Annotated in this window: 21 protein-coding genes and 2 pseudogenes; 11 read left to right on the top strand and 12 right to left on the bottom strand. The window is 73.9% G+C overall.

All coding sequences use genetic code 11. The features are described 5' to 3' along the window. Nucleotides 1–51: 51 nt before the first annotated feature. Nucleotides 52–909, bottom strand: coding sequence for an EamA family transporter (locus ACIPFH_RS39110; protein WP_401834174.1), 858 nt, complete (start codon nt 907–909; stop codon nt 52–54). A 152-nt stretch (nt 910–1,061) separates the two neighbouring features. On the opposite strand from ACIPFH_RS39110, the gene ACIPFH_RS39105 reads away from it, so the two are divergent. Together ACIPFH_RS39105 and ACIPFH_RS39100 are read left to right on the top strand one after the other, a co-directional pair. After that, on the top strand, nt 1,062–1,637 hold the full coding sequence (locus ACIPFH_RS39105) for a helix-turn-helix domain-containing protein (protein WP_401834171.1): 576 nt from the start codon (nt 1,062–1,064) through the stop codon (nt 1,635–1,637). A gap of 42 nt (nt 1,638–1,679) precedes the next feature. Beyond that, nucleotides 1,680–2,237 carry a YbaK/EbsC family protein gene (locus ACIPFH_RS39100; protein WP_401834170.1) on the top strand — a complete coding sequence of 186 codons (558 nt, stop codon included), beginning with the start codon at nt 1,680–1,682 and terminating at the stop codon, nt 2,235–2,237. A gap of 61 nt (nt 2,238–2,298) precedes the next feature. Here ACIPFH_RS39100 and ACIPFH_RS39095 read toward each other — a convergent pair whose 3' ends face one another. Further along, nucleotides 2,299–3,387: a cation diffusion facilitator family transporter gene (locus ACIPFH_RS39095; RefSeq protein ID WP_401834168.1), complete on the bottom strand. Its 1,089-nt coding sequence runs from the start codon at nt 3,385–3,387 to the stop codon at nt 2,299–2,301. Between the two features lie 62 nt (nt 3,388–3,449). On the opposite strand from ACIPFH_RS39095, the gene ACIPFH_RS39090 reads away from it, so the two are divergent. Continuing rightward, nucleotides 3,450–3,809, top strand: coding sequence for a metalloregulator ArsR/SmtB family transcription factor (locus ACIPFH_RS39090; protein ID WP_356250928.1), 360 nt, complete (start codon nt 3,450–3,452; stop codon nt 3,807–3,809). 10 nt (nt 3,810–3,819) lie between these two features. Here the strand turns inward: ACIPFH_RS39090 and ACIPFH_RS39085 are convergent, their stop codons facing one another. Both ACIPFH_RS39085 and ACIPFH_RS39080 read right to left on the bottom strand, forming a co-directional pair. Beyond that, the gene (locus ACIPFH_RS39085; protein ID WP_401834167.1) at nt 3,820–5,028 is read right to left on the bottom strand and encodes a 4-hydroxybenzoate 3-monooxygenase; all 1,209 of its coding nucleotides are present in this window, start codon (nt 5,026–5,028) and stop codon (nt 3,820–3,822) included. A gap of 50 nt (nt 5,029–5,078) precedes the next feature. Then, nucleotides 5,079–5,486, bottom strand: a complete 408-nt coding sequence (locus ACIPFH_RS39080; RefSeq protein WP_356250922.1) for a CoA-binding protein — start codon at nt 5,484–5,486, stop codon at nt 5,079–5,081. Nucleotides 5,487–5,598: 112 nt separating this feature from the next. Between ACIPFH_RS39080 and ACIPFH_RS39075 the strand changes: the two genes are divergently transcribed. Together ACIPFH_RS39075 and ACIPFH_RS39070 are read left to right on the top strand one after the other, a co-directional pair. Continuing rightward, nucleotides 5,599–6,330: a hypothetical protein gene (locus tag ACIPFH_RS39075; RefSeq protein ID WP_401834165.1), complete on the top strand. Its 732-nt coding sequence runs from the start codon at nt 5,599–5,601 to the stop codon at nt 6,328–6,330. Next, nucleotides 6,327–6,878, top strand: a complete 552-nt coding sequence (locus ACIPFH_RS39070; protein WP_356250917.1) for a histidine phosphatase family protein — start codon at nt 6,327–6,329, stop codon at nt 6,876–6,878. The genes ACIPFH_RS39075 and ACIPFH_RS39070 overlap by 4 nt, the downstream gene beginning before the upstream one ends. A gap of 8 nt (nt 6,879–6,886) precedes the next feature. Here ACIPFH_RS39070 and ACIPFH_RS39065 read toward each other — a convergent pair whose 3' ends face one another. Next, the gene (locus tag ACIPFH_RS39065; protein ID WP_401834162.1) at nt 6,887–8,854 is read right to left on the bottom strand and encodes an amino acid transporter; all 1,968 of its coding nucleotides are present in this window, start codon (nt 8,852–8,854) and stop codon (nt 6,887–6,889) included. Nucleotides 8,855–8,975: 121 nt separating this feature from the next. On the opposite strand from ACIPFH_RS39065, the gene ACIPFH_RS39060 reads away from it, so the two are divergent. The 3 genes from ACIPFH_RS39060 (at nt 8,976) to ACIPFH_RS39050 (ending at nt 14,079) form a co-directional block, all read left to right on the top strand. Beyond that, nucleotides 8,976–9,602: a YigZ family protein gene (locus ACIPFH_RS39060; RefSeq protein ID WP_401834159.1), complete on the top strand. Its 627-nt coding sequence runs from the start codon at nt 8,976–8,978 to the stop codon at nt 9,600–9,602. A 293-nt stretch (nt 9,603–9,895) separates the two neighbouring features. Then, nucleotides 9,896–11,059 (top strand): exonuclease SbcCD subunit D, encoded by a 1,164-nt coding sequence (locus tag ACIPFH_RS39055; protein WP_401834156.1) that lies wholly within the window; start codon nt 9,896–9,898, stop codon nt 11,057–11,059. Continuing rightward, nucleotides 11,056–14,079: an AAA family ATPase gene (locus tag ACIPFH_RS39050; protein WP_401834153.1), complete on the top strand. Its 3,024-nt coding sequence runs from the start codon at nt 11,056–11,058 to the stop codon at nt 14,077–14,079. Before ACIPFH_RS39055 ends, ACIPFH_RS39050 begins: the two co-directional genes overlap by 4 nt. Here the strand turns inward: ACIPFH_RS39050 and ACIPFH_RS39045 are convergent. Beyond that, nucleotides 14,040–14,486, bottom strand: coding sequence for an Lrp/AsnC family transcriptional regulator (locus ACIPFH_RS39045; RefSeq protein WP_054240409.1), 447 nt, complete (start codon nt 14,484–14,486; stop codon nt 14,040–14,042). The genes ACIPFH_RS39050 and ACIPFH_RS39045 overlap by 40 nt on opposite strands. A 139-nt stretch (nt 14,487–14,625) precedes the next feature. Here ACIPFH_RS39045 and ACIPFH_RS39040 point away from each other — a divergent pair, with 139 nt between their 5' ends. Continuing rightward, on the top strand, nt 14,626–15,141 hold the full coding sequence (locus ACIPFH_RS39040; RefSeq protein WP_401834150.1) for a rhodanese-like domain-containing protein: 516 nt from the start codon (nt 14,626–14,628) through the stop codon (nt 15,139–15,141). Nucleotides 15,142–15,192: 51 nt separating this feature from the next. Here ACIPFH_RS39040 and ACIPFH_RS39035 read toward each other — a convergent pair whose 3' ends face one another. Next, nucleotides 15,193–16,884, bottom strand: coding sequence for a DUF885 domain-containing protein (locus ACIPFH_RS39035; RefSeq protein WP_401834147.1), 1,692 nt, complete (start codon nt 16,882–16,884; stop codon nt 15,193–15,195). A gap of 33 nt (nt 16,885–16,917) precedes the next feature. Next, complete coding sequence (locus ACIPFH_RS39030) at nt 16,918–17,409, bottom strand: Lrp/AsnC family transcriptional regulator (RefSeq protein WP_356250896.1); 492 nt, start codon at nt 17,407–17,409, stop codon at nt 16,918–16,920. A gap of 60 nt (nt 17,410–17,469) precedes the next feature. Here ACIPFH_RS39030 and ACIPFH_RS39025 point away from each other — a divergent pair, with 60 nt between their 5' ends. Continuing rightward, nucleotides 17,470–18,690, top strand: coding sequence for a trans-sulfuration enzyme family protein (locus tag ACIPFH_RS39025; protein ID WP_401834145.1), 1,221 nt, complete (start codon nt 17,470–17,472; stop codon nt 18,688–18,690). Nucleotides 18,691–18,872: 182 nt separating this feature from the next. On the opposite strand, the gene ACIPFH_RS39020 is transcribed toward ACIPFH_RS39025, so the two are convergent. From ACIPFH_RS39020 to ACIPFH_RS39010, 3 genes and pseudogenes are all read right to left on the bottom strand, one after another. Further along, a complete protein-coding gene (locus ACIPFH_RS39020) occupies nt 18,873–20,285 on the bottom strand; it encodes a GNAT family N-acetyltransferase (RefSeq protein WP_401834142.1) in 1,413 nt (470 codons plus the stop codon). 249 nt (nt 20,286–20,534) lie between these two features. Beyond that, a pseudogene (locus ACIPFH_RS39015) lies at nt 20,535–20,717 on the bottom strand (alkaline phosphatase); the annotation flags it as partial. Nucleotides 20,718–20,756: 39 nt separating this feature from the next. Next, nucleotides 20,757–22,193 (bottom strand): PLP-dependent aminotransferase family protein, encoded by a 1,437-nt coding sequence (locus tag ACIPFH_RS39010; protein ID WP_401834140.1) that lies wholly within the window; start codon nt 22,191–22,193, stop codon nt 20,757–20,759. On the opposite strand from ACIPFH_RS39010, the pseudogene ACIPFH_RS39005 reads away from it, so the two are divergent. Next, nucleotides 22,184–23,077, top strand: a pseudogene (locus tag ACIPFH_RS39005) (EamA family transporter); the annotation flags it as partial. The gene ACIPFH_RS39010 and the pseudogene ACIPFH_RS39005 overlap by 10 nt on opposite strands. 45 nt (nt 23,078–23,122) lie before the next feature. On the opposite strand, the gene ACIPFH_RS39000 reads toward ACIPFH_RS39005, so the two are convergent. Then, complete coding sequence (locus ACIPFH_RS39000) at nt 23,123–23,953, bottom strand: alpha/beta fold hydrolase (RefSeq protein WP_401834138.1); 831 nt, start codon at nt 23,951–23,953, stop codon at nt 23,123–23,125. Nucleotides 23,954–24,038 lie beyond the last annotated feature (85 nt).

The following is a 24,038-nucleotide window of genomic DNA, read 5'->3' as shown; positions in this document are numbered from 1 at the left end:
CGGCGGCGTACGCCGGGACACGACCCGTGTCACCCCGCCGCGCGACCCGTGTCATCCCGCCGCCAGCAGCAGTGTGCCCACCAGGGCCAGTCCCGCGCCCGCCGCCTGGACCGCGCGCAGGCGCTCCCGCAGGAAGCCTCGCGCGGCGAGGGCGGTCACCACGGGGTAGAGCGAGGCGAGTACGGCGGCCACCGTGACCGGGCCGTGCTGGGCGGCGACGGCGTAGGTGCCGTTCGCGGCGACGTCGGCGAGACCGACGAACCCGTACGCCGGCAGCGATGACCATGGCAGACCGCCCTCGGGAAGCGCGGGCGCCCCGCGCCGGACGGCGACGCACAGCGCCGCGCCGCCCGTGGCCACATTGGTCACGCGCTGCACGAACAGGGCGAGGAACAGGCCGGTGACGGTCGTGGACGCCTCGGTGATCAGGACGAACACCGTGCCGAACCCGAGCGCCGCGACCAGCGTGAGCAGGACGGCCCGCCGCTGCACCGGGGCGCTCCTCAGCTGCGGGCCGCCCGCCAGGACGACCCCCACCACCGCGACCGCGATGCCCGCCACCTGGACGTACCCCGGCCGTTCGCCGAGGACCAGCCCGACGGAGACCGGCACGGCGACGCTCAGGGTGGCCAGCGGGGAGACGACTCCCATGGGGCCGAGGGCCAGCGCCTTGTAGAAGGAGAGCAGGGCGACCGGGCCCACCAGGCCGGCCGCCACCGCGAACCACAGGCGGGGGCCGGCCTCGCTCCAGCCGCCGGTGGCGACCACGATCGCCCCGAGGACGGCCGCCGCGATCGACTGCGAGACCACGACCACGGTGAGTGCCGGGGCCCGTCGGGTGAGCAGCCCGCCGCCGAAGTCGGCCAGACCCCACAGGAGGCTGGTGGCCAGGGCGAAGAGTGCTGTCACGGGGTCCTCGCAGTACAGTTCGGTGCACGATCGGGTGCACCACACCGTAGTTCAGGAAAGTGAACCCGTCATCCAGAATATTGGACTCCGGAACGGCTGGCGCCCGCTGGGAACAGAGGGCGCGGACGGGACCGGACGGCATTGGACGGAAAGTGTCGGACCTCGACCTGCTGACCCAGTCCCTGGCGCGCAACGTCAGGCGCTGGCGCACCGAGCGCGGATTCACCCTCGACGCGCTCGCGGCCCGCGCCGGTGTCAGCCGCGGCATGCTGATCCAGATCGAGCAGGCCCGCACCAACCCCAGCATCGGGACGGTCGTCAAGATCGGCGACGCGCTCGGCATCAGCATCACCACCCTGCTCGACTACGCCCAGGGCCCGAAGGTCCGCATCGTCCCCGCCGGACAGGCGGTACGGCTGTGGCACACCGACGCGGGCAGCTACAGCCGGCTGCTCGCGGGCACGGAGGCGCCGGGCCCGCTGGAGATGTGGGACTGGCGGCTGATGCCCGGCGAGAGCAGCGGCTCGGACCCGCACCCGCCCGGCACGGTCGAGATCGCCCATGTCACGGCCGGTGAACTCACCCTCACCGTGGACGGCACGGAGTACCGCGTCCCGGCCGGCGCGAGCGTCACCTTCGAGGCCAACGCCGCGCACGTGTACGGCAATCGGGGCGACGTCCCGACGGAGATGGTGCTGACCGTCTCGGTGCCGCCGCCCGTGCACTGAGACGGCCTCCGGCGGCGGAGAACGGGCTGTTAGCGTGCGGCCATGCGCGCACCCATCGGCAACTTCGACACCGCCGTCCCCGCCCCCGACTGCCTCGACGAGCTGACCGGCCCGGTCGCCGACGCCGTGCGCCACTGGAGCGGCAGCGTGCCCGCCGATCAGCTCGTCCACGTCGACACCGACCCCCGGTGGGCCGACACGGCCGTCTTCGTGGAGCACTACGGCCGTGAGCTGCTCGAGCGGTCCGCCAACTGCGTCGTGGTCGCCGGCAAGCGGGGTGGCGAGACCACCCTCGCCGCGTGCGTGGTGCTGTCCACCACCCGGGTCGACGTCAACGGCGTCGTCCGCCGCCGACTCGGCGTCCGTAAGGCCTCGTTCGCCCCGATGGACACGGCGGTGGGGGAGACCGGCATGGAGTACGGCGGCATCACGCCGATCGGGCTGCCCGCCGGCTGGCCGGTGCTGGTCGACTCCGCCGTCGTCGACCTGCCGTACGTCCTGGTGGGCAGCGGGCGTCGGCGCGGGAAGCTGCTGGTGCCGGGCAAGGCGTTCGCCGAACTGCCGGGCGCGGTGGTGCTGGACGGACTCGGCGTCGCCTGACCCCTGGCCGCGCGACCTTTGACGGCGCCGCCCTCGACCGCTCGGCCTCCCGCCTCCGACCTCAGGCCGCCGTGTGATGGGCCAGGGCCAGATGCGGGTCGTCCTCACCCGGTACCGGCGCCGGATCCGCGTGCACCAGCGCGGCCGTCAGGCGCGGTACGGCGTGCAGGAGGGCGTGTTCTGCCGCCACGGTGATCCCGTGCGCCTGTCGTACCGTGGCCTCGCCGTCCACGACGACCGCCACCTCGGCGCGCAGCCGGTGCCCGATCCAGCGCAGCCGCAACTCGCCCACCTCGCACACCCCTTCGACCTCGCGCAGCGCATGCTCGGCCCGGTCGACCAGCGCCGGGTCGACGGCGTCCATCACCCGCCGGAACACCTCGCGCGCCGCGTCCCGCAGCACCAGCGCGATCGCCGCCGTGATCGCCAACCCCACCACCGGGTCCGCGAGTTGCCATCCCAGCGCCGAGCCGCCCGCGCCCAGCAGCACCGCCAGCGAGGTGAACCCGTCCGTGCGCGCGTGCAGTCCGTCGGCGACCAGCGCGGCCGAGCCGATCGAACGGCCGACCCCGATGCGGTACCGCGCGACCCACTCGTTGCCCGCGAAACCGGCCAGCGCGGCCGCGGCGACCGCCCCGACGTGTTCGACGGGGCGCGGGTCCAGCAGGCGCTCGACCGCCGTCCATCCCGCGAAGGCCGCCGACGCGGCGATCGTCAGCACGATCGCGATGCCCGCCAGGTCCTCCGCCCGCCCGTAGCCGTACGTGAAGCGGCGGGTGGCCGCCCGCCGGCCCAGCACGAAGGCGATGCCCAGCGGTACGGCCGTCAGCGCGTCCGCCGCGTTGTGCACCGTGTCGCCGAGCAGCGCCACCGACCCGGACAGCACGACCACGAACGCCTGCGCGACGGCCGTCACGCCCAGCACCGCCAGCGAGACCCACAGCGCGCGCATGCCCCGGGCCGAGGACTCCAGGGCCGGGTCCAGCTTGTCGGCGGTCTCGTGCGAGTGCGGGGCGAGGAGGTGGGCGACGCGGTGGCGGAGGCCGGGGGACGCGGGGGAGGAGTGGTGGTGCGGGTGTTCGTGGGCGTGCTCGTGGTGGTGCCCGCGGTCGTGTCGATGCCCGTGTTCGTGGTCGTGCCGCTCACTCACGTCGATCCCCTTCCGGTGCGCCGAGGTGGACGCGCGTCCGCCCACAGCGCCATTATGTGCGTATGAGCGCACGCATGCACCTGTCACCTGCGCACCATGCGCACCCGCGCACCCCCGGCGAGGAGCAGTTCGCCCTCGCCGCCGAGCTCCTCGCCCTGCTCGGCGACCGCACCCGGCTCGCCCTGCTGCACGCGCTGACCGCCGGCGAGGCCGACGTGACGACGCTGACGGAAGGCGTCGGAGCGGCCCGGCCGGCGGTCAGTCAGCATCTGGCGCGGCTGCGGCTGGCCGGGCTCGTGAGCACCCGCAAGGAGGGCCGCCGGGTGGTCTACACGCTCTCCGACGGCCATCTGCGCCGCCTGGTGGACGAGGCGCTGAACGTGGCGGACCACCGGCTCGGGGACGAGCCCGTGCACGACTGACCCGACCGGCTCAGTAGCGTTCGGCCGTCCCGAGGTACTGCTCCGCGAACGCGGCAGCGGCAACGGGCGACGTGAACAGGCGGCGCAGCCGGGCGAACGTGGTGCCCGCGCGGAACGAGTCTCCGGCCGCGGTCCCGTGGTAGACCTCGGACAGCCACTGCGAGAACTCCTGGTAGTCCCACACCCGGCGCAGACACGCCTGCGAGTAGCCGTCCAGGCCGTCGCCGTCACCGCCGTCGAGGTAGGCGACCAGCGCGTCGCCCAGCAGGAACGCGTCGTGCAGGGCGAGGTTCAAGCCCTTCGCGGCGATGGGCGCGACGAGGTGCGCCGAGTCCCCGGCCAGGAAGAGCCGTCCGTACGTCATCGGTTCGACCACGTAGTCGTGCATGTCCAGCACGCGCTTCTCGATCAGCGGCCCCTCGGTGAGCGGCGGGGCCCCCGCACCCTCGAGACGCTGGTGGAGCTCGGACCAGACCCGGTCGTGGGACCAGTTCTCCGGGTCGTCGCCGGGCGGGCACTGGAGGTAGTAACGGGTCACCTCGGGGCTGCGGGCCATGTGCCCGGCGAACCCGTTCGGATGGACGCCGAACAGGACGCAGTCGGAGGACGGCGGAGCCTCGGCGAGCAGCGCCAGCCAGCCCGTGCCGTAGTCGTGCCGCGCGATCCGGGCCTGGTCCGGCACCAGCGCGGCGCGGCTCACTCCGCGCGCCCCGTCGGCGCCGACGACGAAGTCACAGGTGAGCACCTGCCGTTCAGCGGTGTCCGGGCAGGTGTACGACACCGACGGCCGGCCGGTGTCGAGGTCGTGCAGCTCGACGTCGCGCACCGAGAAGCGGGCGTCGCCCCCGCGCACGTCGACGTACTCGTGGACGAGGTCCGTCACCAGCAACGGCTGGGGATACACCCAGTGGTGATGTCCCGTCAGTTCGGTGTAGGGGAAGCGGTAGCGCTCGCCGCCGAAGCGGAACTCGCACGCGGAGTGCCGCTGGGCCCGCGCCAACAGGTTCTGCGCCAGGCCGCGTCGGCGCAGCCCGTGGACGGCCCACTCCTCGATGACGCCGGCGCGCGGCCGCCGCTCGATGAACGCACGGCTCTCCGTCTCCAGTACGACACAGTCGACCGACGCGGCCCGCAGGATGTTGCCGACGGTGAGACCTGCGGGGCCCGCGCCCACGACGACGACCGGAGCGTGGTGGGGGGAAGGGGAGTCGGTGGTCACCCGCACATTATGGGCGGGTCCTCCGACCTGGCCGGGGAGGCGTCGGCCGGTCAGCCCAGCCGGGGAATCTCGATCGCCGGGCAACGGTCCATGACCATCTCCAGGCCCGCGGCCCGAGTGCGGTCGTAGGCCGCCTCGTCGACGACGTCGAGCTGGAACCACACCGCCTTCGCGCCCTTGGCGACCGCCTCGTCGGCGACGGCGCCCGCGAGCTCGCTGTTGACGAAGACGTCGACGACGTCCACCTCGAAGGGGATGTCCGCGAGCGAGGCGTATCCCCGCTCCCCGTGCACGGTCTCCGCCTTCGGATGGACGGGGACGACCCGCTTGCCGAAGCGCCGGAGGACCTCGGCGACTCCGTAGGCCGCGCGCCCGCGGTTCGTCGACAGGCCCACCACGGCCCAGGTGTCGCCGAGTCCGGTGAGGATCTTGCGGATCGCTGCCTCGTCGCCGTACACCGGCGGCCTCCTTGGGGTCGGAAAGGAACAGTCCTGGACTACAACAGCTCGCGACGGACCCTGATTCCGGTCCCTGCCTGCGAAGTCGCGCCCGTCCGCCTAGGCTCGCCTCGTGCTGCGCATCATCGACGCCCGAACCGGCGAACCCGTCGTCGCCGCCCCCGTCCGCCGTGGCCTGACCCGGGTGGAGGCACATGCCTCGGGGTACGACTCCGGGTCGCTCCGGGTCCTCCTCGTCGCCGACCTCCTCGTCCGCGCGCTGGAACTCGGCGGCACGCCCGTCTGGGCGCTGCTGTCCGGCGAACGCGATCAGGCGGAGCTCCGGGCGGGCGCCACCGCCCTCGGCACCCACCCCTTCGAGGACGGCCGCGACCTCGGTGCGGGCGCCGGAGTGGGCGAGGCCCAGATCCTGCACGTGGTGGCGGAGGGCGGCCGGACCCCCGACGGGGTGCGGGTCGCCGTCGCGCAGGCACGCGGGGCGGTCCCCGGGGGACCGGACACGGACCACGCCGTCCTGCGGCTCGCTCTTCTCTCCCGGCCCCGCTCGGAGCCCCTCGGGCTCGACGCGGACGTGCTGGACGAGGCCCGTGACACCCTCGCCCGCTGGCGGCGCGCCGTCGCCGAGTGGGCGCGGCGGCCCTCGAGGCCGGTCCCCGACGAGGTACGCGGACGGCTCCGTACGGCCTGGGAGGACGACCTGGACCTGCCCGAGGTGCTGCGGGTGCTGCGGTCGGTGGAGGACGCCGGGCCCGAGCTGCCGGAGGGCGCCCGCTTCGAGACGTACGCCTACGCCGACCGTCTCCTCGGCCTCGACCTCATGCGCGACGTGGGAGCCCCGGCGTGAACGGGCCCGGCGGCGGGACACCGCCGCGCCGCCTGGTGGTGCTGCGGCACGCCAAGTCGGCCTGGCCGGAGAGTGTCCCCGACCACGAGCGGCCGCTCGCCCCGCGCGGCCGCCGGGACGCGCCGGCCGCGGGCCGCGCGCTCGCGCAGGCCGGCTGCCTCCCGGACCTCGCCCTGTGCTCCACCGCCGTCCGCGCCCGCGGAACCTGGGAACTGGCGGCCGCCGCATGGGACGCCCCGCCCCCGGCCCGCTTCGACCCGCGCCTCTACGGGGCCGACGTACCCGGCCTTCTCGAGGTCGTCCACGAGACGCCCGCCGAGGTAGGGACACTGCTGCTGGTCGGGCACAACCCCGGCCTCGAGGAACTGGTCCTCGAACTGGCCGGGGACGGCCCGGACGACGCCCTGGACGAGGTGCGGCTGAAGTTCCCGACCTCGGCGATCGCCGTCCTGGCCTGGCACGGACCCGGCTGGTCAGCCCTTGCCCCGGGCGCGGCCCTGCTGACGTCGATGACCGTGCCGAGAGGCCGGAAGCCACACGCGACCTGAGGACAGGCCTAACCGACGTGCACGCGCGGCCGGCGCTCGGGATCGGGCTCCGCGCGGCGCAGCACCTCGCGCGTGACCGGCGCGACCTCGCCCTCACCGAACACGAGGAAGCGGATCAGATGGCTCACCGGGTTCCCCTCGGTCCAGCTGAAGTACACGTGCGGCACCTGCCCGGTGCGGTCGCGCAACGCCAGCAGGACCGCGGCGATGGCGTTGGGCACCGTGGGACCGGAGACGCGCAGCCGGCGAACCCCGTGCTTCTCGTCGCCGCGCACCGCGATGTCCGCCGTGAAGTCGGAGGAGTCCCGCACGAACACCTCCAGGAAGAGCACCGGGCCGCCGCCGGGGATCGGGGTGTGCTCGCGCTGCTCCCACTCCTTCGAGCGGTACGCGCGCGTGGTGTGTTCCCGCGGCTCGTTCGCGATGAACTGCAGCGGCCCGTTGCGTGCGGCCTCGTCGACGAACCGGGCCGCCGTCTCGTCGAAGTCGACCTCGGCGGCGCGCAGTTCGAAGGCGCGGCGGACCCGTGAGCCGAACGACGTGACCAGGATGGCGAAGATGAAGATCGCCGCGATCCTGATGCCGTCGGGGCGCTCGATGACGTTCGCGACGAGCGTGTAGGCGAAGACGGCCGTGATCGCGCCGAAGCCGAGCGTGGCCCGGCGGTGCCCGTGCCGGTGCACGGCCACCGCCGACGCGAACGCCGCCGACAGCATCAGCACCAGCACGCCGGTGGCGTAGGCGCCGCTCTGGTCGTCGACGTTCGCGTTGAACCACAGGGTGATGAGGACGGCGGCCGCCATGAAGACCATCACCAGGGGGCGCACCGCGCGCGTCCACTCGGGTGCCATGCCGTAGCGGGGCAGATAGCGCGGGACGAGGTTCAGCAGACCGGCCAGCGCGGAGGCGCCCGCGAACCACAGGATCGTGATCGTCGAGACGTCGTAGACCGTGCCGAAGGCCTCGCCCAGGTGCTCGTGCGCGAGATAGGCCAGCGCCCGCCCGTTCGCCGGGCCGCCGCTCTCGAAGTCGTCCTGCGGAATCAGGATCGTCGTCGCGAGACTGGACAGCAGCAGGAAGCAGCTCATGACCAGCGCGGCCGTCGTGAGCAGTTTGCGGGTGTCCCGCACGCGCCCCCCGGGCCGCTCGTACGTGTCCGTTGGATCGCCCTTGACCTGCGGCATCACCGCCACTCCGGTCTCGAATCCGGACATGCCGAGCGCCAGCTTCGGGAAGACCAGCAGGGCCACGCCGACCATGACCCACGGCGAGGAGTGCTCGGCGGTCATGGCGTCGGTCCAGTCGCCGATCCGCACGGGATGCGTGAGGATCTCCCAGGCGGAGGCGCCGAGCACCACGAGATTCAGCACGAGGTAGGACGCCACCAGCGGCACCGCGATGCCGATGGCCTCCCGGAAGCCCTTGAGGAACACCGCGCCCAGCGCGCCGACCAGCACCAGCGTGATCCACTCGTTCCCGTCGGCCATCCAGTGCGGGGCGAACGGGTTCTCCACGACGTGCGCGGCGGCGTCCGCGGACGACAGGGTGATCGTGATCATGAAGTCGGTGGCCGCGAACCCCAGCAGCACCAGCACGAGGACCTTCCCCGACCACCACGGCAGCAGCCGCTCCAGCATGGCGATCGAGCCCTCGCCGTGCGGGCTCTCGTGCGCCACCCGGCGGTACACCGGCAGGGCGCCCAGCAGGGTCAGCGCGATCAGCACGAGCGTCGCGAGCGGGGACAGCAGACCGGCGGCGAGGGCGGCGATGCCGGGCTGGTAGCCGAGGGTGGAGAAGTAGTCGACGCCGGTCAGACACATCACCCGCCACCAGCGGTGGCCCTCCTGCTCCTCCCGCGGAGTGGCGTGCGGGCCCGGGTGACGGGCGGTCTGCCCGCTGAGCCCCTCCAGGAGCCAGGCGCGCCACCGGGAGGACGGCGGGCCCGCGCCGCCCTTCTCCACCCGGGTGCCGGTCACGCCGCACACTCCCTGCGCTCGGTCGGGTCATCGTCCACGGTCATCACCCTCGGTTACCCCGCACATCGTCGCCCGCACCTGTGGCGACGGCGACCCGGCGATCACCGCATAGGCTGGCCGGATGCAGGACGAGTACCGCACGGTCGCCCACGCGGGCGTGCACGAGACCGAGGTCAACCGCTCACGCTTCCTGTGCGCGCTGGCCCCGGCGGCCACCGAGCAGGAGGCCCAGGACTTCGTCGCGTCCGTCCGCAAGGAGCACGCCGACGCCACCCACAACTGCTGGGCCTACGTCATCGGCGCCGACGCCTCCGTCCAGAAGGCGAGCGACGACGGCGAACCCGGCGGCACGGCGGGCGTCCCGATGCTCCAGATGCTGCTGCGCCGCGACATGCGGTACGTCGTCGCCGTCGTCACCCGCTACTACGGCGGGGTCAAGCTCGGCGCGGGCGGCCTCATCCGGGCCTACGGGGGCGCGGTCGGCGAGGCCCTCGACACCCTCGGCACCCTGACCCGCCGCCGCTTCCGGCTGGCCACGGTGACCGTGGACCACCAGCGGGCCGGCAAGGTCCAGAACGACCTCCGCTCGACGGGACGCGCGGTACGGGACGTCCGCTACGGCGAGGAGGTCACCATCGAGATCGGCCTGCCGGACGCCGACGTGGACGCCTTCCGCGCCTGGCTCGCGGACGCGACAGCGGGGACGGCGGGGTTCGAGCTGGGCGGGGAGGCTTACGGGGACGCGTGAACGTGATGCGCTGTTCCTCGCCGGCGCTCCGTGGTGCGCGCTTCGTGGCGCCCGCTCCGTGGTGCGCGCTTCGTGGCGCCCGCTCCGTGGTGCGCGCTTCGTGGCGCCCGCTCCGTGGTGCGCGATCCGTGGCGCCCGCTCCGTGGTGCGCGCTTCGTGATGAGTGCCACGTGACACGGTGAGGGAACGGGTGGGGGAAATGTCCGTAACGGCACCTTGTGTCGCTCGGCATGACGGTGCGATACGGGAGTAACCGCCCGTGCTGTCGGACTCGGCCGTTAGTCTCGGGGATCATGAGGCTCCTGCACACTTCCGACTGGCATCTCGGCCGGGCGTTCCACCGGGTGAACATGCTCGGCGCCCAGGCCGAGTTCATCGGTCACCTCGTCACGACCGCGCGTGAGCGCGAGGTCGACGCGGTGGTCGTGTCGGGAGACGTGTACGACCGTGCGGTGCCGCCGCTCGCCGCGGTCGAGCTGTTCGACGACGCCCTGCACCGGCTCGCCGGCCTCGGCGTGCCCACGGTGATGATCTCGGGGAACCACGACTCGGCCCGCCGGCTCGGCGTGGGTGCCGGGCTCATCGGGCGCGCGGGTATCCACCTGCGGACGGATCCGACGGCGGCGGGGACTCCGGTGATCCTCGAGGACGCCTTCGGCGAGGTCGCCTTCTACGGCCTTCCCTATCTCGAACCCGCCCTGGTCAAGGACGAGTTCGGTGTGGAGAAGGCGGGCCACGAGACCGTGCTGGCCGCCGCGATGGACCGGGTCCGCGCCGACCTCGCCGCACGCGCGCGTGGGACGCGTTCCGTCGTTCTCGCCCATGCCTTCGTCACGGGCGGCGAGCCCAGCGACAGCGAGCGGGACATCACCGTCGGCGGGGTCGCCTCCGTGCCCGCAGGAGTCTTCGAGGGCGTCGACTACACCGCGCTCGGGCACCTGCACGGCTGCCAGACCATCACCGAGCGGGTGCGCTACTCCGGCTCCCCGCTGCCGTACTCCTTCTCGGAGAGCGAGCACCGCAAGACCATGTGGCTCGTCGACCTCGGCGCCGGCGGGGAGGTCGAGGCCGAGCGGATCGACTGCCCGGTGCCGCGCGCGCTGGCCCGGGTCCGCGGCACCCTGGAGGAACTGCTCGCCGATCCCGCCCTCGCGCGCCACGAGGACGCGTGGGTCGAGGCGACGCTCACCGACGCCGTCCGCCCGGCCGACCCCATGGCCCGGCTCACCCAGCGCTTCCCGCACACCCTCAGCCTCGCCTTCGCCCCCGAGCGCGCCCCGGACGACCCCGACGTGTCGTACGCCCGGCGCCTCGCCGACCGCAACGACCAGGAGATCGCGGAGGACTTCGTGGCGCATGTGCGCGGAGCAGCACCCGACGCACGCGAGCAGGACGTCCTGCGGGACGCCTTCGACGCGGTGCGCGCGGACGACGCGGTCCGGGAGGTGGCGCCGTGAGGCTGCACCGGCTCGACCTGACGGCCTTCGGCCCCTTCGGCGGCTCCCAGCGCGTCGACTTCGACGAGCTCTCCGCCGCCGGACTCTTCCTGCTGCACGGGCCGACGGGCGCCGGCAAGACCTCCGTCCTGGACGCCGTGTGCTACGCGCTGTACGGCTCCGTGCCCGGCGCCCGGCAGAGCGGCCAGGGTCTGACCCTGCGCAGCGACCACGCGGCACCCGGCATCCGCACCGAGGTCGCCCTCCAACTCACCGTCGCGGGACGGCGGCTGGAGGTCACCCGGCAGCCGCCCTGGGAGCGGGCCAAGAAGCGCGGCACGGGCACGACGGTCGAGAAGGCGCAGAGCTGGCTGCGCGAGCACGACGCGGTCACCGGCGCCTGGAAGGACCTCAGCCGCTCCCACCAGGAGATCGGCGAGGAGATCACCCAGCTGCTCGGCATGAGCCGTGAGCAGTTCTGCCAGGTCGTGCTGCTGCCCCAGGGCGACTTCGCCCGTTTCCTGCGCGCCGACGCCGAGGCGCGTGGCCGGCTGCTCGGCCGCCTCTTCGACACCCGGCGGTTCGCCGAGGTCGAGAAGCGGCTCGTCGAGCGCCGCCGCACCACCGAGGCACGCGTGCGTGAGGGCGACTCCGCCCTGCTCGCCGACGCGCACCGGATGCAGCAGGTGGCCGGGGACGCCATGGAACTGCCCGAGTTCGCGCCGGGCGCACCGGGCCTCGCCGACGCCGTGCTGGCCGCGGCCGCCGTCGCCCGCAGCACCTCCCGCGAGCTGCTGACCACGGCCCACTGCGGCCGCCTCGCCGCCGAGTCCGCGCAGGCCGCAGCCGAGCGCGCCCTGGAGGACGTACGCGAACGGGCTCGGCTCCAGCGCCGTTTCGCCGAGGCGCGCGAGCGGGCCGCGGTGCTGGAGGAGCGGGCCGACGCCCATCGGGACGCGCAGGCCCGGATGGAGCGCGCGCGGAAGGCGGAGTCGGTGGCGCCGGCGCTGGAACTGCGCGAGGTCGCCGACACCGAGCACACCAGGGCGTCGGCACGCGCGGCACGTGCGCGGGACCTGCTCCCCCAGCGGTTCGCGGACGCCGGAGCCGCCGGGCTCGCCGCCGCCGCCCGCCGGGCCGCCGAGGAACTGGGCGGGCTGGAGTCGGCCCGCCGGGGCGAGCGCCGGCTGGCCGATCTCGTTGACGAACGGGCCGACCTGGACCGGCGGGAGCGGGACGACGAGGACGTCCTGACGGAGACCGAGGCCTGGCTCGCGGGCTGGGACGCCGTCCGCGCGGGTCTTCAGGCCCGCATCGAGTCCTCCCAGGAGGCCGCCACCCGCGCCGAGCAGTTCGACGGCCGGCGTGAGTCCGCGCAGCGGCGCCTGAAGGCCGCCCGGTGGCGCGACGAGCTGGTCCGCGACCTGGAGGCCGCTCGGCGCAAGGCCCTCACCTCCGGAGAGCAGGCACAGACGGCCCGCGCGCACTGGCTCGGCCTCAAGGAACAGCGCCTGAACGGCATCGCCGCCGAACTGGCCGCCACCCTCGCCGACGGGGCGCCGTGTGCAGTCTGCGGCGCCACCGAGCACCCCGCGCCCGCCCGCAAGGTCGCGGGACACGTCGACCGCGAGACCGAGGAGCGGGCACTCACCGCCTCCCGGCACGCCGAGGAACGGCACGCCCGGGACGAACGCGATCTCGGCCTCGTACGGGAGACGCTCGCGGCAGCCACCGCCGAGGCGGGCGACACCCCGACGGACCGCCTCGCCGCCGAAGCACTGGAGGTCGAGGAGGGCTACGCGCGGGCCCGCCGGGAGGCCTCCGCGCTGCACTCCGCGCGCGAGGACCTGCGCCAGGCCGAGCAGGAGCACGAACGCCGTACGGCGGCGCAGCGCGAGGCCTCGGTGCGGGCCGCCTCCCGGGTGGGCCACCGGGACCGCCTGGAGCGCGAACGGGCCGCTTTGGAGGAGGAGTTGGCCCAGGCCCGGGGGACCGCGGCCACCGTCGCCGCGCGGGCCGCGGAACTGGGGGAGCTGGCGGCGCGGCTCACCGACGCGGCCGACACGGCCCGCGTCGCCGAGGAGAGCGCCGAGCGCCTCAAGGCAGCCGACGGACGCCTCGACGAAGCCGCGTTCCGGGCCGGCTTCGAGACCCCGCTGGCCGCCGCCGACGCCCTTCTCGACGACACCGCCCACCGCGAGCTGCAACGGCGGCTGGACGCCCGGCAGTCCGAGGAGGCCGCCGTACGTGCCGCCCTCGCCGAGCCCGACACCGTGGCCGCCGCGCGGCAGCCGCCCGCCGACCTCGCGGCCGCGGAACAGTCGGCGGCCGCAGCGGCCGAGCGGCTGCGCACGGCGGCCTCCGCCCAGGACGCCGCGGCCCGCCGTTGCGCGGAACTCGACCAGCTCTCGGCGCGGGCGAGCGACGGTGTACGTCGTCTCGGGCCGCTGCGCGAGGAGTACGACCGGGTGGCCCGGCTCGCCGGTCTCACCGCGGGAACCTCCGCCGACAACGAGCGCAAGATGCGCCTGGAGGCGTACGTCCTGGCCGCCCGCCTCGAACAGGTGGCCGCCGCCGCGACCGTCCGGCTCCAGCGCATGTCCTCGGGGCGCTACACGCTCGTCCACTCCGACGACCGTGCCGGGCGCGGCCGCAGCGGGCTGGGGCTGCACGTCGTCGACGCCTGGACCGGGCGCGAGCGGGACACGGCCACACTGTCGGGCGGCGAGACGTTCTTCGCCTCCCTCGCCCTCGCCCTGGGTCTCGCCGACGTCGTGACCGACGAGGCGGGCGGGGTCCGTCTGGACACCCTCTTCATCGACGAGGGGTTCGGCAGCCTCGACGACCAGACGCTCGACGAGGTCCTGGACGTCCTCGACTCACTGCGCGAACGCGACCGCAGCGTCGGCATCGTCAGCCATGTCGCCGATCTGCGCCGTCGGATCCACGCCCAGCTGGAGGTCGTCAAGGGCAGATCGGGGTCAGTGGTCCGGCAGCGGGGTCACCGGCCCAGTGGACGCCGGGGAAGCGGCGAGGAGTAGACGACGCTGGTCGTCACCGACCCCAGCGCGCCGATCTTGCCCGACACCTCCTCCAGGTGCCGCATCGAGCGAGCGGTGACCTTGATCACGAAGCAGTCGTCGCCCGTCACATGGTGTGCTTCGAGGATCTCGGGCGTGACGGCCACCAGGTCGTGGAACGGCTTGTAGTTGCCGTTGGGATAGCGCAGCCGCACGAAGGCCAGGATCGGCAGCCCCAGCCGCTCGGGGTCCACCACGGCCGCGTACCCCTGGATGACGCCCGCCTCCTCCAGCCGCCGGACCCGCTCGGTGACGGCGCTCGCCGACATCGCCACGGCTCGCGCCAGGTCGGCGAAGCTGGCCCGGCCCTCGCGCTGGAGGACCTCGAGAATGCGCCAGTCGGTGGCGTCCGGGGAATACGCGGTCATGGGTGACAGATAGCAGGGAATTCCCCGGCACGGCAAGGTTGATGCCGGGGAATGCCTCTTCAGGGAGAGGGTTCACCGGTCATAGATTTCTGGTCATGGACAGCAGAGACCAGCCGGAACCCCACGGGAGTGACCCGCGATGACCCCCATGACCCCGCTCACCGGGATGACCGGCACGACCGCCGCGACCGCCGTCAATCCCGTCCTGCGCGTCGCTCCCGCCGCCCCGGCCGAGGCCGCCGCCCACTTCCGGGCGAGCCTCGCCTTCCATGCCGACGTCTCCGACGTGGCCGCCGCCCTCGCCGCCGGCGGTGACCCCGGTTTCGTCGTCCTGGACTCCCGCTCCACCGAGTCCTGGGACCAGGGGCACGTCCCCGGCGCCGTCCACCTGCCCACCGCGCTCGTCCCCGAGCAGGCCGCGCAGCTCCTCGACCGCAACGTGCCGGTCGTCACGTACTGCTGGGGACCCGGCTGCAACGGCGCCACTCGCGCGGCCCTCGCGCTCGCCGAACTCGGCTACCGGGTCAAGGAGATGCTCGGCGGCTTCGAGTACTGGGTGCGCGAGGGCTTCGCGTACGAGACCTGGGAGGGCCGCGAGCGGCGCGACGCCGATTCGCTCACGGCGCCGGTCGACGCGGAGAACTGCGGCTGCTGACGGCCCGCTCGGGGCCGGCGGCGCCATCCCGCCGTCGGCCCCGACCGTGGCTCAGAGCTGCGCCAGCTCGTCCACCAGGTCGTCCAGCCCCAGCGAGCCCTGCGAAAGGGCCGCCATGTGCCAGGACTTGAGGTCGAAGGCGTCACCGTGGCGCTCGCGGGCCTTCTCCCGGCCCAGCAGCCAGGCCCGCTCGCCGAGCTTGTAGCCGATCGCCTGGCCGGGCATGGTGAGATAGCGGGTCAGCTCGCTCTCGACGTAGTCCGCGGGGCGGCTGCTGTGCGCGCCGAAGAACTCCTCGGCCAGCTCCGGGGTCCAGCGCTCACCCGGGTGGAAGGGGGAGTCCGCCGGGATCTCCAGCTCCAGGTGCATGCCGATGTCGACGATCACCCGGACCGCCCGCATCATCTGCGCGTCCAGGTAGCCGAGCCGCTGCTCCGCGTCGGCGAGGAAGCCGAACTCGTCCATCAGCCGTTCCGCGTACAGTGCCCAGCCCTCGACGTTTGCGCTGACGAGTCCCACGGAGGCCTGGTAGCGGGAGAGGTTCCCGGCGATGTGCGCCCACTGCGCCAGTTGCAGGTGGTGACCGGGGACGCCCTCGTGGTACCAGGTGGAGACCAGGTCGTAGACCGGGAAGCGGGTCTGCCCCATCGTCGGCAGCCACGTGCGGCCCGGCCGCGAGAAGTCCTCCGTAGGGGGCGTGTAGTACGGGGCGGCCGCGCCGCCGGGCGGGGCGATCCGCGACTCCACCTTCCGTACCCGTTCGGCGAGTTCGAAGTGCGTGCCGTCCAGCTTCTCGATCGCCTCGTCCATCAGGCCCTGGAGCCAGTCGCGGACCTCGTCGACGCCCTCGATGTGCGTGCCGTGCTCGTCGAGGTGGGCCAGGGCCACCCACGGCGTCCCGGCGCCCGGCAGGATCTTCTCGGCCTCCTGCTTCATCTCGGCGAGCAGCCGGTGGTACTCCGCCCAGCCGTAGGCGTACGCCTCGTCGAGGTCGAGGTCGGTTCCGTTGAAGTAGCGGGACGCGCGGGCGTACCGCTCCCGGCCGACGGTGTTCGGCGCGCCCTCGATCGTCGGCGCGTACACGTCGCGCATCCAGTCCCGCAGCTCCAGGACGGCCGCGGTCGCCGTACGGGCGGCCTCGTCCAGCTCCGCGCGCAGCGCGTCCGGCCCGGCGGACACGAAGTCCTCGAACCAGCCGCGGCCCCCGCCGTCCGTGTCCGACCACTCGGTGAGCTGTCCGACGAACGTGACGGTCGGCCGCGGCGCCGCGTACAGCTTGCGCTCCAGACCGAGCGCCAGGGACTCCCGGTAGCCCGCGAGGGCCGCCGGCACCGCGCGCAGCCGCTCGGCGATCGCCGCCCAGTCCGCGTCGGTCTGCGTCGGCGTCACGGTGAACACCTCGCGCACGTGATGCGGAGGGGTGGCCATGTTGCCCACGGTGCGCAGACCCTCGTGGGTCTCGAGCACACCGAGCTCCGCTGTCAGGCGCTCGCGCAGCAGGCGCGCGCACCGGCGCTCGATGTCACTTTCCGCGCCGGGCCTCCGTTCCGCCGCGTCGAGCCTGGCCAGGGTGTCCCGCGCGAGCTGCGCGAGCGCCCCCAGGCCGGCGGGCGAGTAGTCGGGCAGACGGCTCGAACTCTCCTGCACACCGAGGTAGGTACCGGTCACCGGGTCGAGGGCGATGAGGTCGTCGACATACGCGTCGGCTACCTCGCGGGGAAGCGGGCTGCTGGTCTGTGACATGCCCTCCATCCTCGTACGAGGGGGTGGCGCACGTCACGCCGATTGTCCCGGCGCCGTCGGGGGCAGCAGCGGCCCGCATTCCCACTGCTGGAAGATCAGCCGGGTCTCGACCCGGGCGACCTCCCGGTGTGCCGTGAACTCGTCGAGTACCAGCCGCTGCAGATCGGCCATGTCCGCGACGGCGACATGGACGAGATAGTCGTCGGGCCCGGTGAGGTGGAAGACGGTGAGCGCCTCCGGCAGTGCCCGGATCCGCTCCACGAACGGTCCCACCAACTCCCGTCGGTGCGGCCTGACCTGCACCGACAACAGTGCCTGGAGGCCACGCCCCAGTTTGGCCGGATCCAGCCGCAGCTGATGGCCGAGGATCACGCCCGAGCGGCGCAGCCGTGTCACCCGGTCCAGGCACGTCGACGGGGCCACACCGACCTGCGCCGCGAGGTCGCGGTAGGTGGTCCGGGCGTCGTTCTGAAGCAGCCGCAGCAGCTGGAGATCGACCGGGTCCAGTACGACGGATTCAGCCATCGGCCGAACGTAGCACGGTGTTCGCACACAGAGTCCCGTCCGATGTTCACCCTGCGGTCCATGGACTCAGCCCCAGCGAGCACGCACGCGTACGACGACGTACGCCGACCCGCGTCGAGAGCGCCCCGCGCACTGGCCACCGAGGCCGTGCACGCCGGGCGGGACGATCTGGCCCGGCAGGGCCTGCACGCCCCGCCGATCGACCTGTCCACCACCTACCCCTCGTTCGACAGCCGCGCCGAGGCCGCCCGCATCGACGCGTTCGCCACCACGGGCGCGGAGCCGGAGGGACCGCCCGTCTACGGCCGGCTGGGCAACCCGACGGTCGCCCGCTTCGAGACGGCCCTCGCCCGCCTCGAAGGCACCGACAGCGCGGTCGCGTTCGCCAGCGGGATGGCGGCGCTGAGCGCGGTGCTGCTGGCGCGCGCCTCGACGGGACTGCGGCACGTCGTCGCCGTACGTCCCCTCTACGGGTGCAGCGACCATCTCCTGACCGCCGGACTCCTCGGCTCGGAGGTCACCTGGACCGACCCGGCCGGGATCGCGGACGCGCTGCGCCCGGACACCGGTCTCGTCATGGTCGAGTCGCCGGCCAACCCGACGCTCGCCGAGGTCGATCTGCGGGCCGTCGCCCACGCCTGCGGCTCGGTCCCGCTGCTCGCCGACAACACCTTCGCGACGCCCGTGCTGCAGCGTCCCGCCGAGCGGGGTGCGCGGCTCGTCCTGCACAGCGCCACCAAGTACCTGGGCGGGCACGGGGACGTGCTGGGAGGCGTGGTCGCCTGCGACGAGGAGTTCGCCGGGCGGCTTCGGCAGATACGTTTCGCCACCGGCGGTGTACTGCATCCCCTGGCCGGCTATCTGCTGCTGCGGGGCCTGTCGACGCTGCCGGTGCGGGTGCGGGCCGCCTCCGCGACCGCCGCCGAACTGGCCCGGCGGCTGGCCGCGGACCCGCGCGTGGCCCGTGTCCACTATCCGCGGATCGGCGGAGCGATGATCGCCTTCGAGGTGTACGACGACCCGCACGAGGTGATCGCGGGAGTCCGCCTGATCACCCCGGCCGTCAGCCTCGGCAGCGTCGACACCCTCATCCAGCACCCGGCGTCCATCAGCCATCGCATCGTGGACGCGCAGGAGCGCCGGGGCGCGGGCGTGAGCGACCGGCTGCTGCGGCTCTCGGTCGGCCTGGAGGACGTCGAGGACCTGTGGGGAGACCTGCGAGGGGCGCTGGGCGCGGGCGCCACGGTCGCCGTGCCCGAGCGGGGGGCCGCCATCGGCTGACCGGTCGCGGCGGTCGGTGCGGGCGCATCCCCACGGTCGCCCGGTCCGAGCGGGGAGCGGGCGTGATCGTCCGCTGCGGAACCGGGCGTGGCGGCACAACGGGCGGTGAACCGCGCGCAGACGGCCCGGCGGTGTGGCTCCGCCGGGCCGTCCCGTCCCGTGTGTCCCGTGAGTCCCGTGTCTCAGTCGCGTGTGACGCGCTCGTCGTGCCGTTCCGACGCCACCCGGGCCCCGGACGCGGCGCCCTCCAGCCGGGCGGTGATGACCAGGGTCCCCTCCTCGATCTGGTAGTCGAGGGGCAGGCCGAGGCCGCGCATCGCGGCGACCATGCCGGTGTTGGAGGCCTGCGTCACGGCGTAGACGCTTTCGCAGCGCGCCTCGACGGCCATCTCCACCAGGCGGTTGAGCAGCTCGGCGCCGACGCCGCGCCGCTGCCACTGGTCCTCGATCAGCAGGGCGACCTCCGTCTCGTCGCCGTCCCACAGCAGATGGCCGAGGCCGACGACGCGCCCCGAGGGCGTCTGCACGGCGAGGGTGCGGCCGAAGCGGGGGCTGAGCAGGTGCCGCAGATAGCGGTCGGCGTCCGCGACGGGGCCGTGGTAGCGCATGCCGAGTGTGCGCGAGGAGCACCGCTCGTGCATCGCCTTCGCGGCCGCCAGGTCACCGGTGTCGGCCCGGCGCACGGTGATGGCGTTGCCCTCGGGCAGCGTCAGCACGTCGTGGCCGAGCGGCACCCGCGGGCCGAGCCGGGCGTCCAGCTCCACCAGCGCACGCGCGCGTGCGAACTCGGTCGGGGTGAACGGCAGGTACGGCCGCTCCACGGTGATCACTCCGCCTTCCGGCGCCCGCAGGCGCATCACGGTGTCCTCCAGTACGCCTTCCATGGGCACGCCGTCCGGCCCACGGCCGCTGCCCCCCGATGGGGCGGGCAGCGAACGGATCGTGCAGCGGCCCAGCAACTGGCGCAGTGCCAGGGGAAGTTCGGCCGCGTCGAGGGCGGTGCGGGTGGCCAGGCCGAGGACCCTGGTCGGCGCGTCCACCAGGTCGTGGGCGTCGGCCCGCTCGATCCAGGTGCGGCTGCCGCCCGCCAGTGCCACGGCGCGGGTGATCTCGGCCGCCGCCAGGGCGCCCGGGGCGCGCAGCAGGAACTCGTCCACGGTGTCCTCGCCCAGCGGGTGCGTCTGGAGGCTCAGGATGTCCACCCGGTGGCCGGCCAGCGCGGCGCAGAGCGCGGCCAGTGACCCCGGGGCGTCCTTCACCGTCGTCCGCATCCGCCACAGGGTGCTCTCCGCGGCGACCCCGGAGGGGAGTTCGGACGGCCCGGGCTGCGACTCCTCGGAGGGCGGCCGGGCGTCGGTATCGCTCGTGGGCGGCGCGTGACCGTGGCGCCGTGCCCACCAGGTGTGGAAGCCGACCGTGGCGACGAGCAGGGCCGCGGAGACGGACAGCAGCGCCGGACCGTCGGGTCCGTGCCCCACCAGGTTCGCCACACCGTCGGCCACCGCGACGGCCGTGAACAGCGCGGCGAGTTCCACCACGTCCCGCCGCCAGTGGTGCACCGGGCGTCCGCGTTTCGCACGCGTCACATCAGACATGTCTCGAGTCATGCGGCCACTGTGGAGGAACGGTGTTGCGTGATCACGAACGGTGTGTGACTGATGAGTAAAGGTTACCAATGCCCGTTTTGTTAATACTTCTACGATCGCATCGGACACCAGGTGTCACGTCACGCGTCCTGTCGCGCGGTGCGCCACGTCATGTGTCCGCCCCCGTGTCACGACCACGCCGCGCACCGGGGGATGACGCCGGTGCGCGGCACACGACCGAGGGTACGGGACGCCGGATCACTGCCCGACCCTCCCCGGCCGGAGCACCTGGGTGAACAGCACGGTCCCGTCCTGCTCGCGCGGTCGCACCGTCAACTCCCCGCTGTCGCCGTCGATGTCGACCTCGCCGAAGAACTGGTGGCCGTCGGCGGGCGACACGTTCGAGGCGGTCGGCGCCTTCACGAACACCCGTTCCGCGCCGCCCCGCGTGTACCGGGATCACGCCGCGCGCGGCCCATGTCATCGGCTCGCGACGGCCTCCGCCATCAGGCGTACGCCGTCCCGGATGCGCGCGGGCGGCACGTGCGCGTAGCCGAGGACGAGACGTATGCGCGTGCCCCGCACGGCACGCGCGTGTGCGTACTCCGCCAGCGCGCGCACCTCGACCCCCGCCGAGGCCGTCCGCGCGAGGAACCGCTCCTGCGGCCCGTACCGCGCGGGGAGCTCGGCGATGACGTGCAGTCCCGCCGCTATTCCGGACACCCGCGCCCCGGGGAAGTGCTCTCGGAGCGCCCCCACCAGGGCGTCCCGGCGCTCACGGTAGGCCCGCTGACAGCGGCGCAGCTGCCGGTCGTAGTCGCCGCGCTCCACGAACCGGGCGAACAGCGCCTGGTCGAGTATGGGATGGCCGAGGTCCATCGTCCGTTTGCGCTCGACGACCGTCTCGGCCAACGCCTCGGGCACGAGCAGCCAGCCGAGCCGCAGCCCGGGCGCGAGCGACTTGCTGACCGACCCGGTGTAGGCCACGCGCTCGGGGTCCAGGCCCTGGAGCGCTCCCACGGGAGCGCGGTCGTAGCGGAAGTCGCCGTCGTAGTCGTCCTCGACCACGAAGCCGTCCACGGACCTTGCCCAGTCGAGCAGTTCGGCGCGGCGCCGTGCGGAGTACGCGATACCGGTGGGGAACTGGTGCGCGGGCGTCGTCACCACCGCCCGGACACCGGACGACCTGAGCGGGTCCACGGCCAGCCCCTCGTCGTCGAGAGCCAGCGGTACGGCGGTGACGCCCGCCGCCGCGTACAGGGCGCCGTGCTGGGGGCTCCCGGGGTCCTCGACGCCGACGGTGTCCGTTCCCCGCGCGTGCAGCGCGAGTCCGAGCAGTGCCGTCGCCTGGGCCACCCCGGAGACGACCACGAGACGCTCCGGGTCCGCCACCACGCCCCGGCGGCGGGCGAGGAGTCCGGCGAGCGCGGTACGCAGCCGGGGCAGCCCGCGCGGGTCGGGGTAGCCGAGCTCGTGGTGGGGCAGCTCGGCGAGCACACCGCGCTGCGCGGCGGCCCAGGCGGCGCGTGGGAACAGCGACAGGTCCGGGGTGCCCGGCACGAAGTCGGCCCGTACGCCCGGGGTGCGCGGAGCGAGGTCACGCGCGTGTGGCCGGGCCGTCCGGACGGCGCGGCTCACCCATGTCCCCGCGCCGCGGCCGCTGCGCAGATAGCCCTCGGCCGTCAACTGCTCGTACGCCTCCGTGACCAGGCCGCGGGACACCCCGAGGTCGGCGGCGAGGCCCCGGCTCGACGGCAGCCGGGTGTCCTGTGCGAGGCGCCCCGAACGGACCGCGTCCCGCAGAGCGGCCTGGAGCGCACGGCCACGCGCGCGCGGCGGGGCCGAGGCGGCCGGCAGCAGCACCTCCCAGGCCGCCGATCCGGGCGGCCGGTCGGGATTGGTCCCCGATGACGTCATGGAAGTGGACCTTAATCGGGGCCGCCGACGTTCCTAGCGTCACTCTCATGAATGCCACCACCCTGCGCGGGTCCCTGCTCGCCGCGCTCGCCTGTCTCCTCGTCGGAGGGTCGTTCACCGCCAACAGCGTCCTCGGCGCCTACCCCTACGCGGGCGGCCAGGCCCTGCGCTACGGCCTCGCCTGTCTGCTGCTCGTGCCCATGGCGGGAGCGGGGGCCCGGCATCGGCTGCGTGCGCTCACCCCCCGTCTGTGGCTGCGCCTGGCGCTGCTCGCGGCCGTCGGGATGGTCGGCTTCAACGTGGCCGTGCTGGCCGCCGAGCGCTCGGCGGAACCGGCCGTCCCCGGCGTCCTCGTGGGCTGCGCGCCCGTCGTCGTGGCGGTCGTCGTCCCGCTCCTGGAGGGGCGGCGGCCCCGGCGGCCGGTCCTCGTCGGGGCGTCGATGGTCGCCGTCGGCGCGTGCGCGGTGCAGGGGTGGGGCCGCACGGACGGCCCGGGGCTCGCGTACTCGGTCTGCGCGCTCGCCGGAGAAGTCGGTTTCGCGGTCCTGGCCGTGCCGGTCCTGCGGCCGCTGGGGCCCCGGCTGCTGTCCGCCACGGTGTGCGGCGTCGCCGCGGCCGAGGCCGCCGTGACCGGACTGCTGGTCGACGGCGGCGCGTGGCTGCGGCGGCCGGACGGCGCGGAGGCCGCCGCGCTGCTGTGGCAGGCGGCCGTCGTCACCGTCGTCGGCTTCGTGTGCTGGTACATGGGCATGCAGCGGATCGGCGCGGAGCGCGCCACGCTCTTCTCCGGGCTCATCCCGGTGGCGGCCGCCTGCACCGCCCCCCTCGTCGGAACGGGCTCCTACGGCCCCGCCCAGGCCGCGGGAAGCGCCCTCGTCGGGGCCGGAGTCGCCCTGGGGGCCGGGGCGTCGGGGCGTGCCCCCAGGGGGTCAGCGGCTGCCGTCGAGAAGCACGCGGGCGACGAGCGCCGGGTCGTCGTTCATCGGGCAGTGACCGCAGCCGGGCAGCCGCACCAGGCGCGCGGCGGGGATGATCCGCTTGGCACGGACGCCCTGGCGGCGCACGAGCAGCCAGTCGCGGGTGCCCCAGCCGAGGGTGACCGGGATACCGGGGATGTCGTCGGTGAACTGGACGGTGGTGCCGGCCCGCAGGGTCTGGTCGAACCCGGTGGCCTGGGCCAGGGCCAGCGTCTCGGCGACCACGGCCTCGGGTGAGCGCCGGCTCGGGCGGGCGTAGATGGTGCTGGTGAGTGCTGTGCGGCCGGCCGCCGTGCTCGCCATCCGCTCGACGAGGGGCAGCGGCATCCGGCGCGAGATCTGGCGCATGGTGATGAGGACGCCGAAGGCGTAGCGCCGCTCCGCCTGCGACCAGAACCCGGCAGGGGACAGCGCGGTGACGGACCGTACGAGTTTCTCGCGGCCGAGTTCCAGGGCGAGCAGACCGCCGAGGGAGTTGCCCGCGACGTGCGGTCGGTCGAGTTCCAGCGCCTCGCAGAAGGCGCCGAACACGGCGGCCGTGGTGGGCAGGTCGTAGGCCAGTCCGTCCGGCAGGGGCGGGGACACGCCGAACCCGGGCAGGTCCACGGCGATCACCTCGCGCTCGGCGGCCAGGATGTCCACCACCGGGTCCCAGGCCTGCCGGTGGTGTCCGATGCCGTGCAGGAGCAGCAGCGGCTCGCCCTTGCCCACGCGAGTGTAGGAGACGGTGACCGGCAGTGGGCCAGTGGGGGAGGGGACCGTGAAGGAGGCGGTGGCGGACATGGGGAGCTCCTCGACTGGACGGGCCGTGGACCGGCCGGCGGACGCCGTAGACAGCTTGTCAGCAAAAGCTACCGACGGGTAGCCC

It is taken from the genome of Streptomyces sp. NPDC088157, assembly GCF_044741545.1.
In the GTDB taxonomy this organism is placed as follows: Bacteria; Actinomycetota; Actinomycetes; order Streptomycetales; family Streptomycetaceae; genus Streptomyces.
The sequence above is the reverse complement of the archived record's forward strand: the minus strand, read 5'-3'. Positions and strand labels throughout refer to the sequence as shown.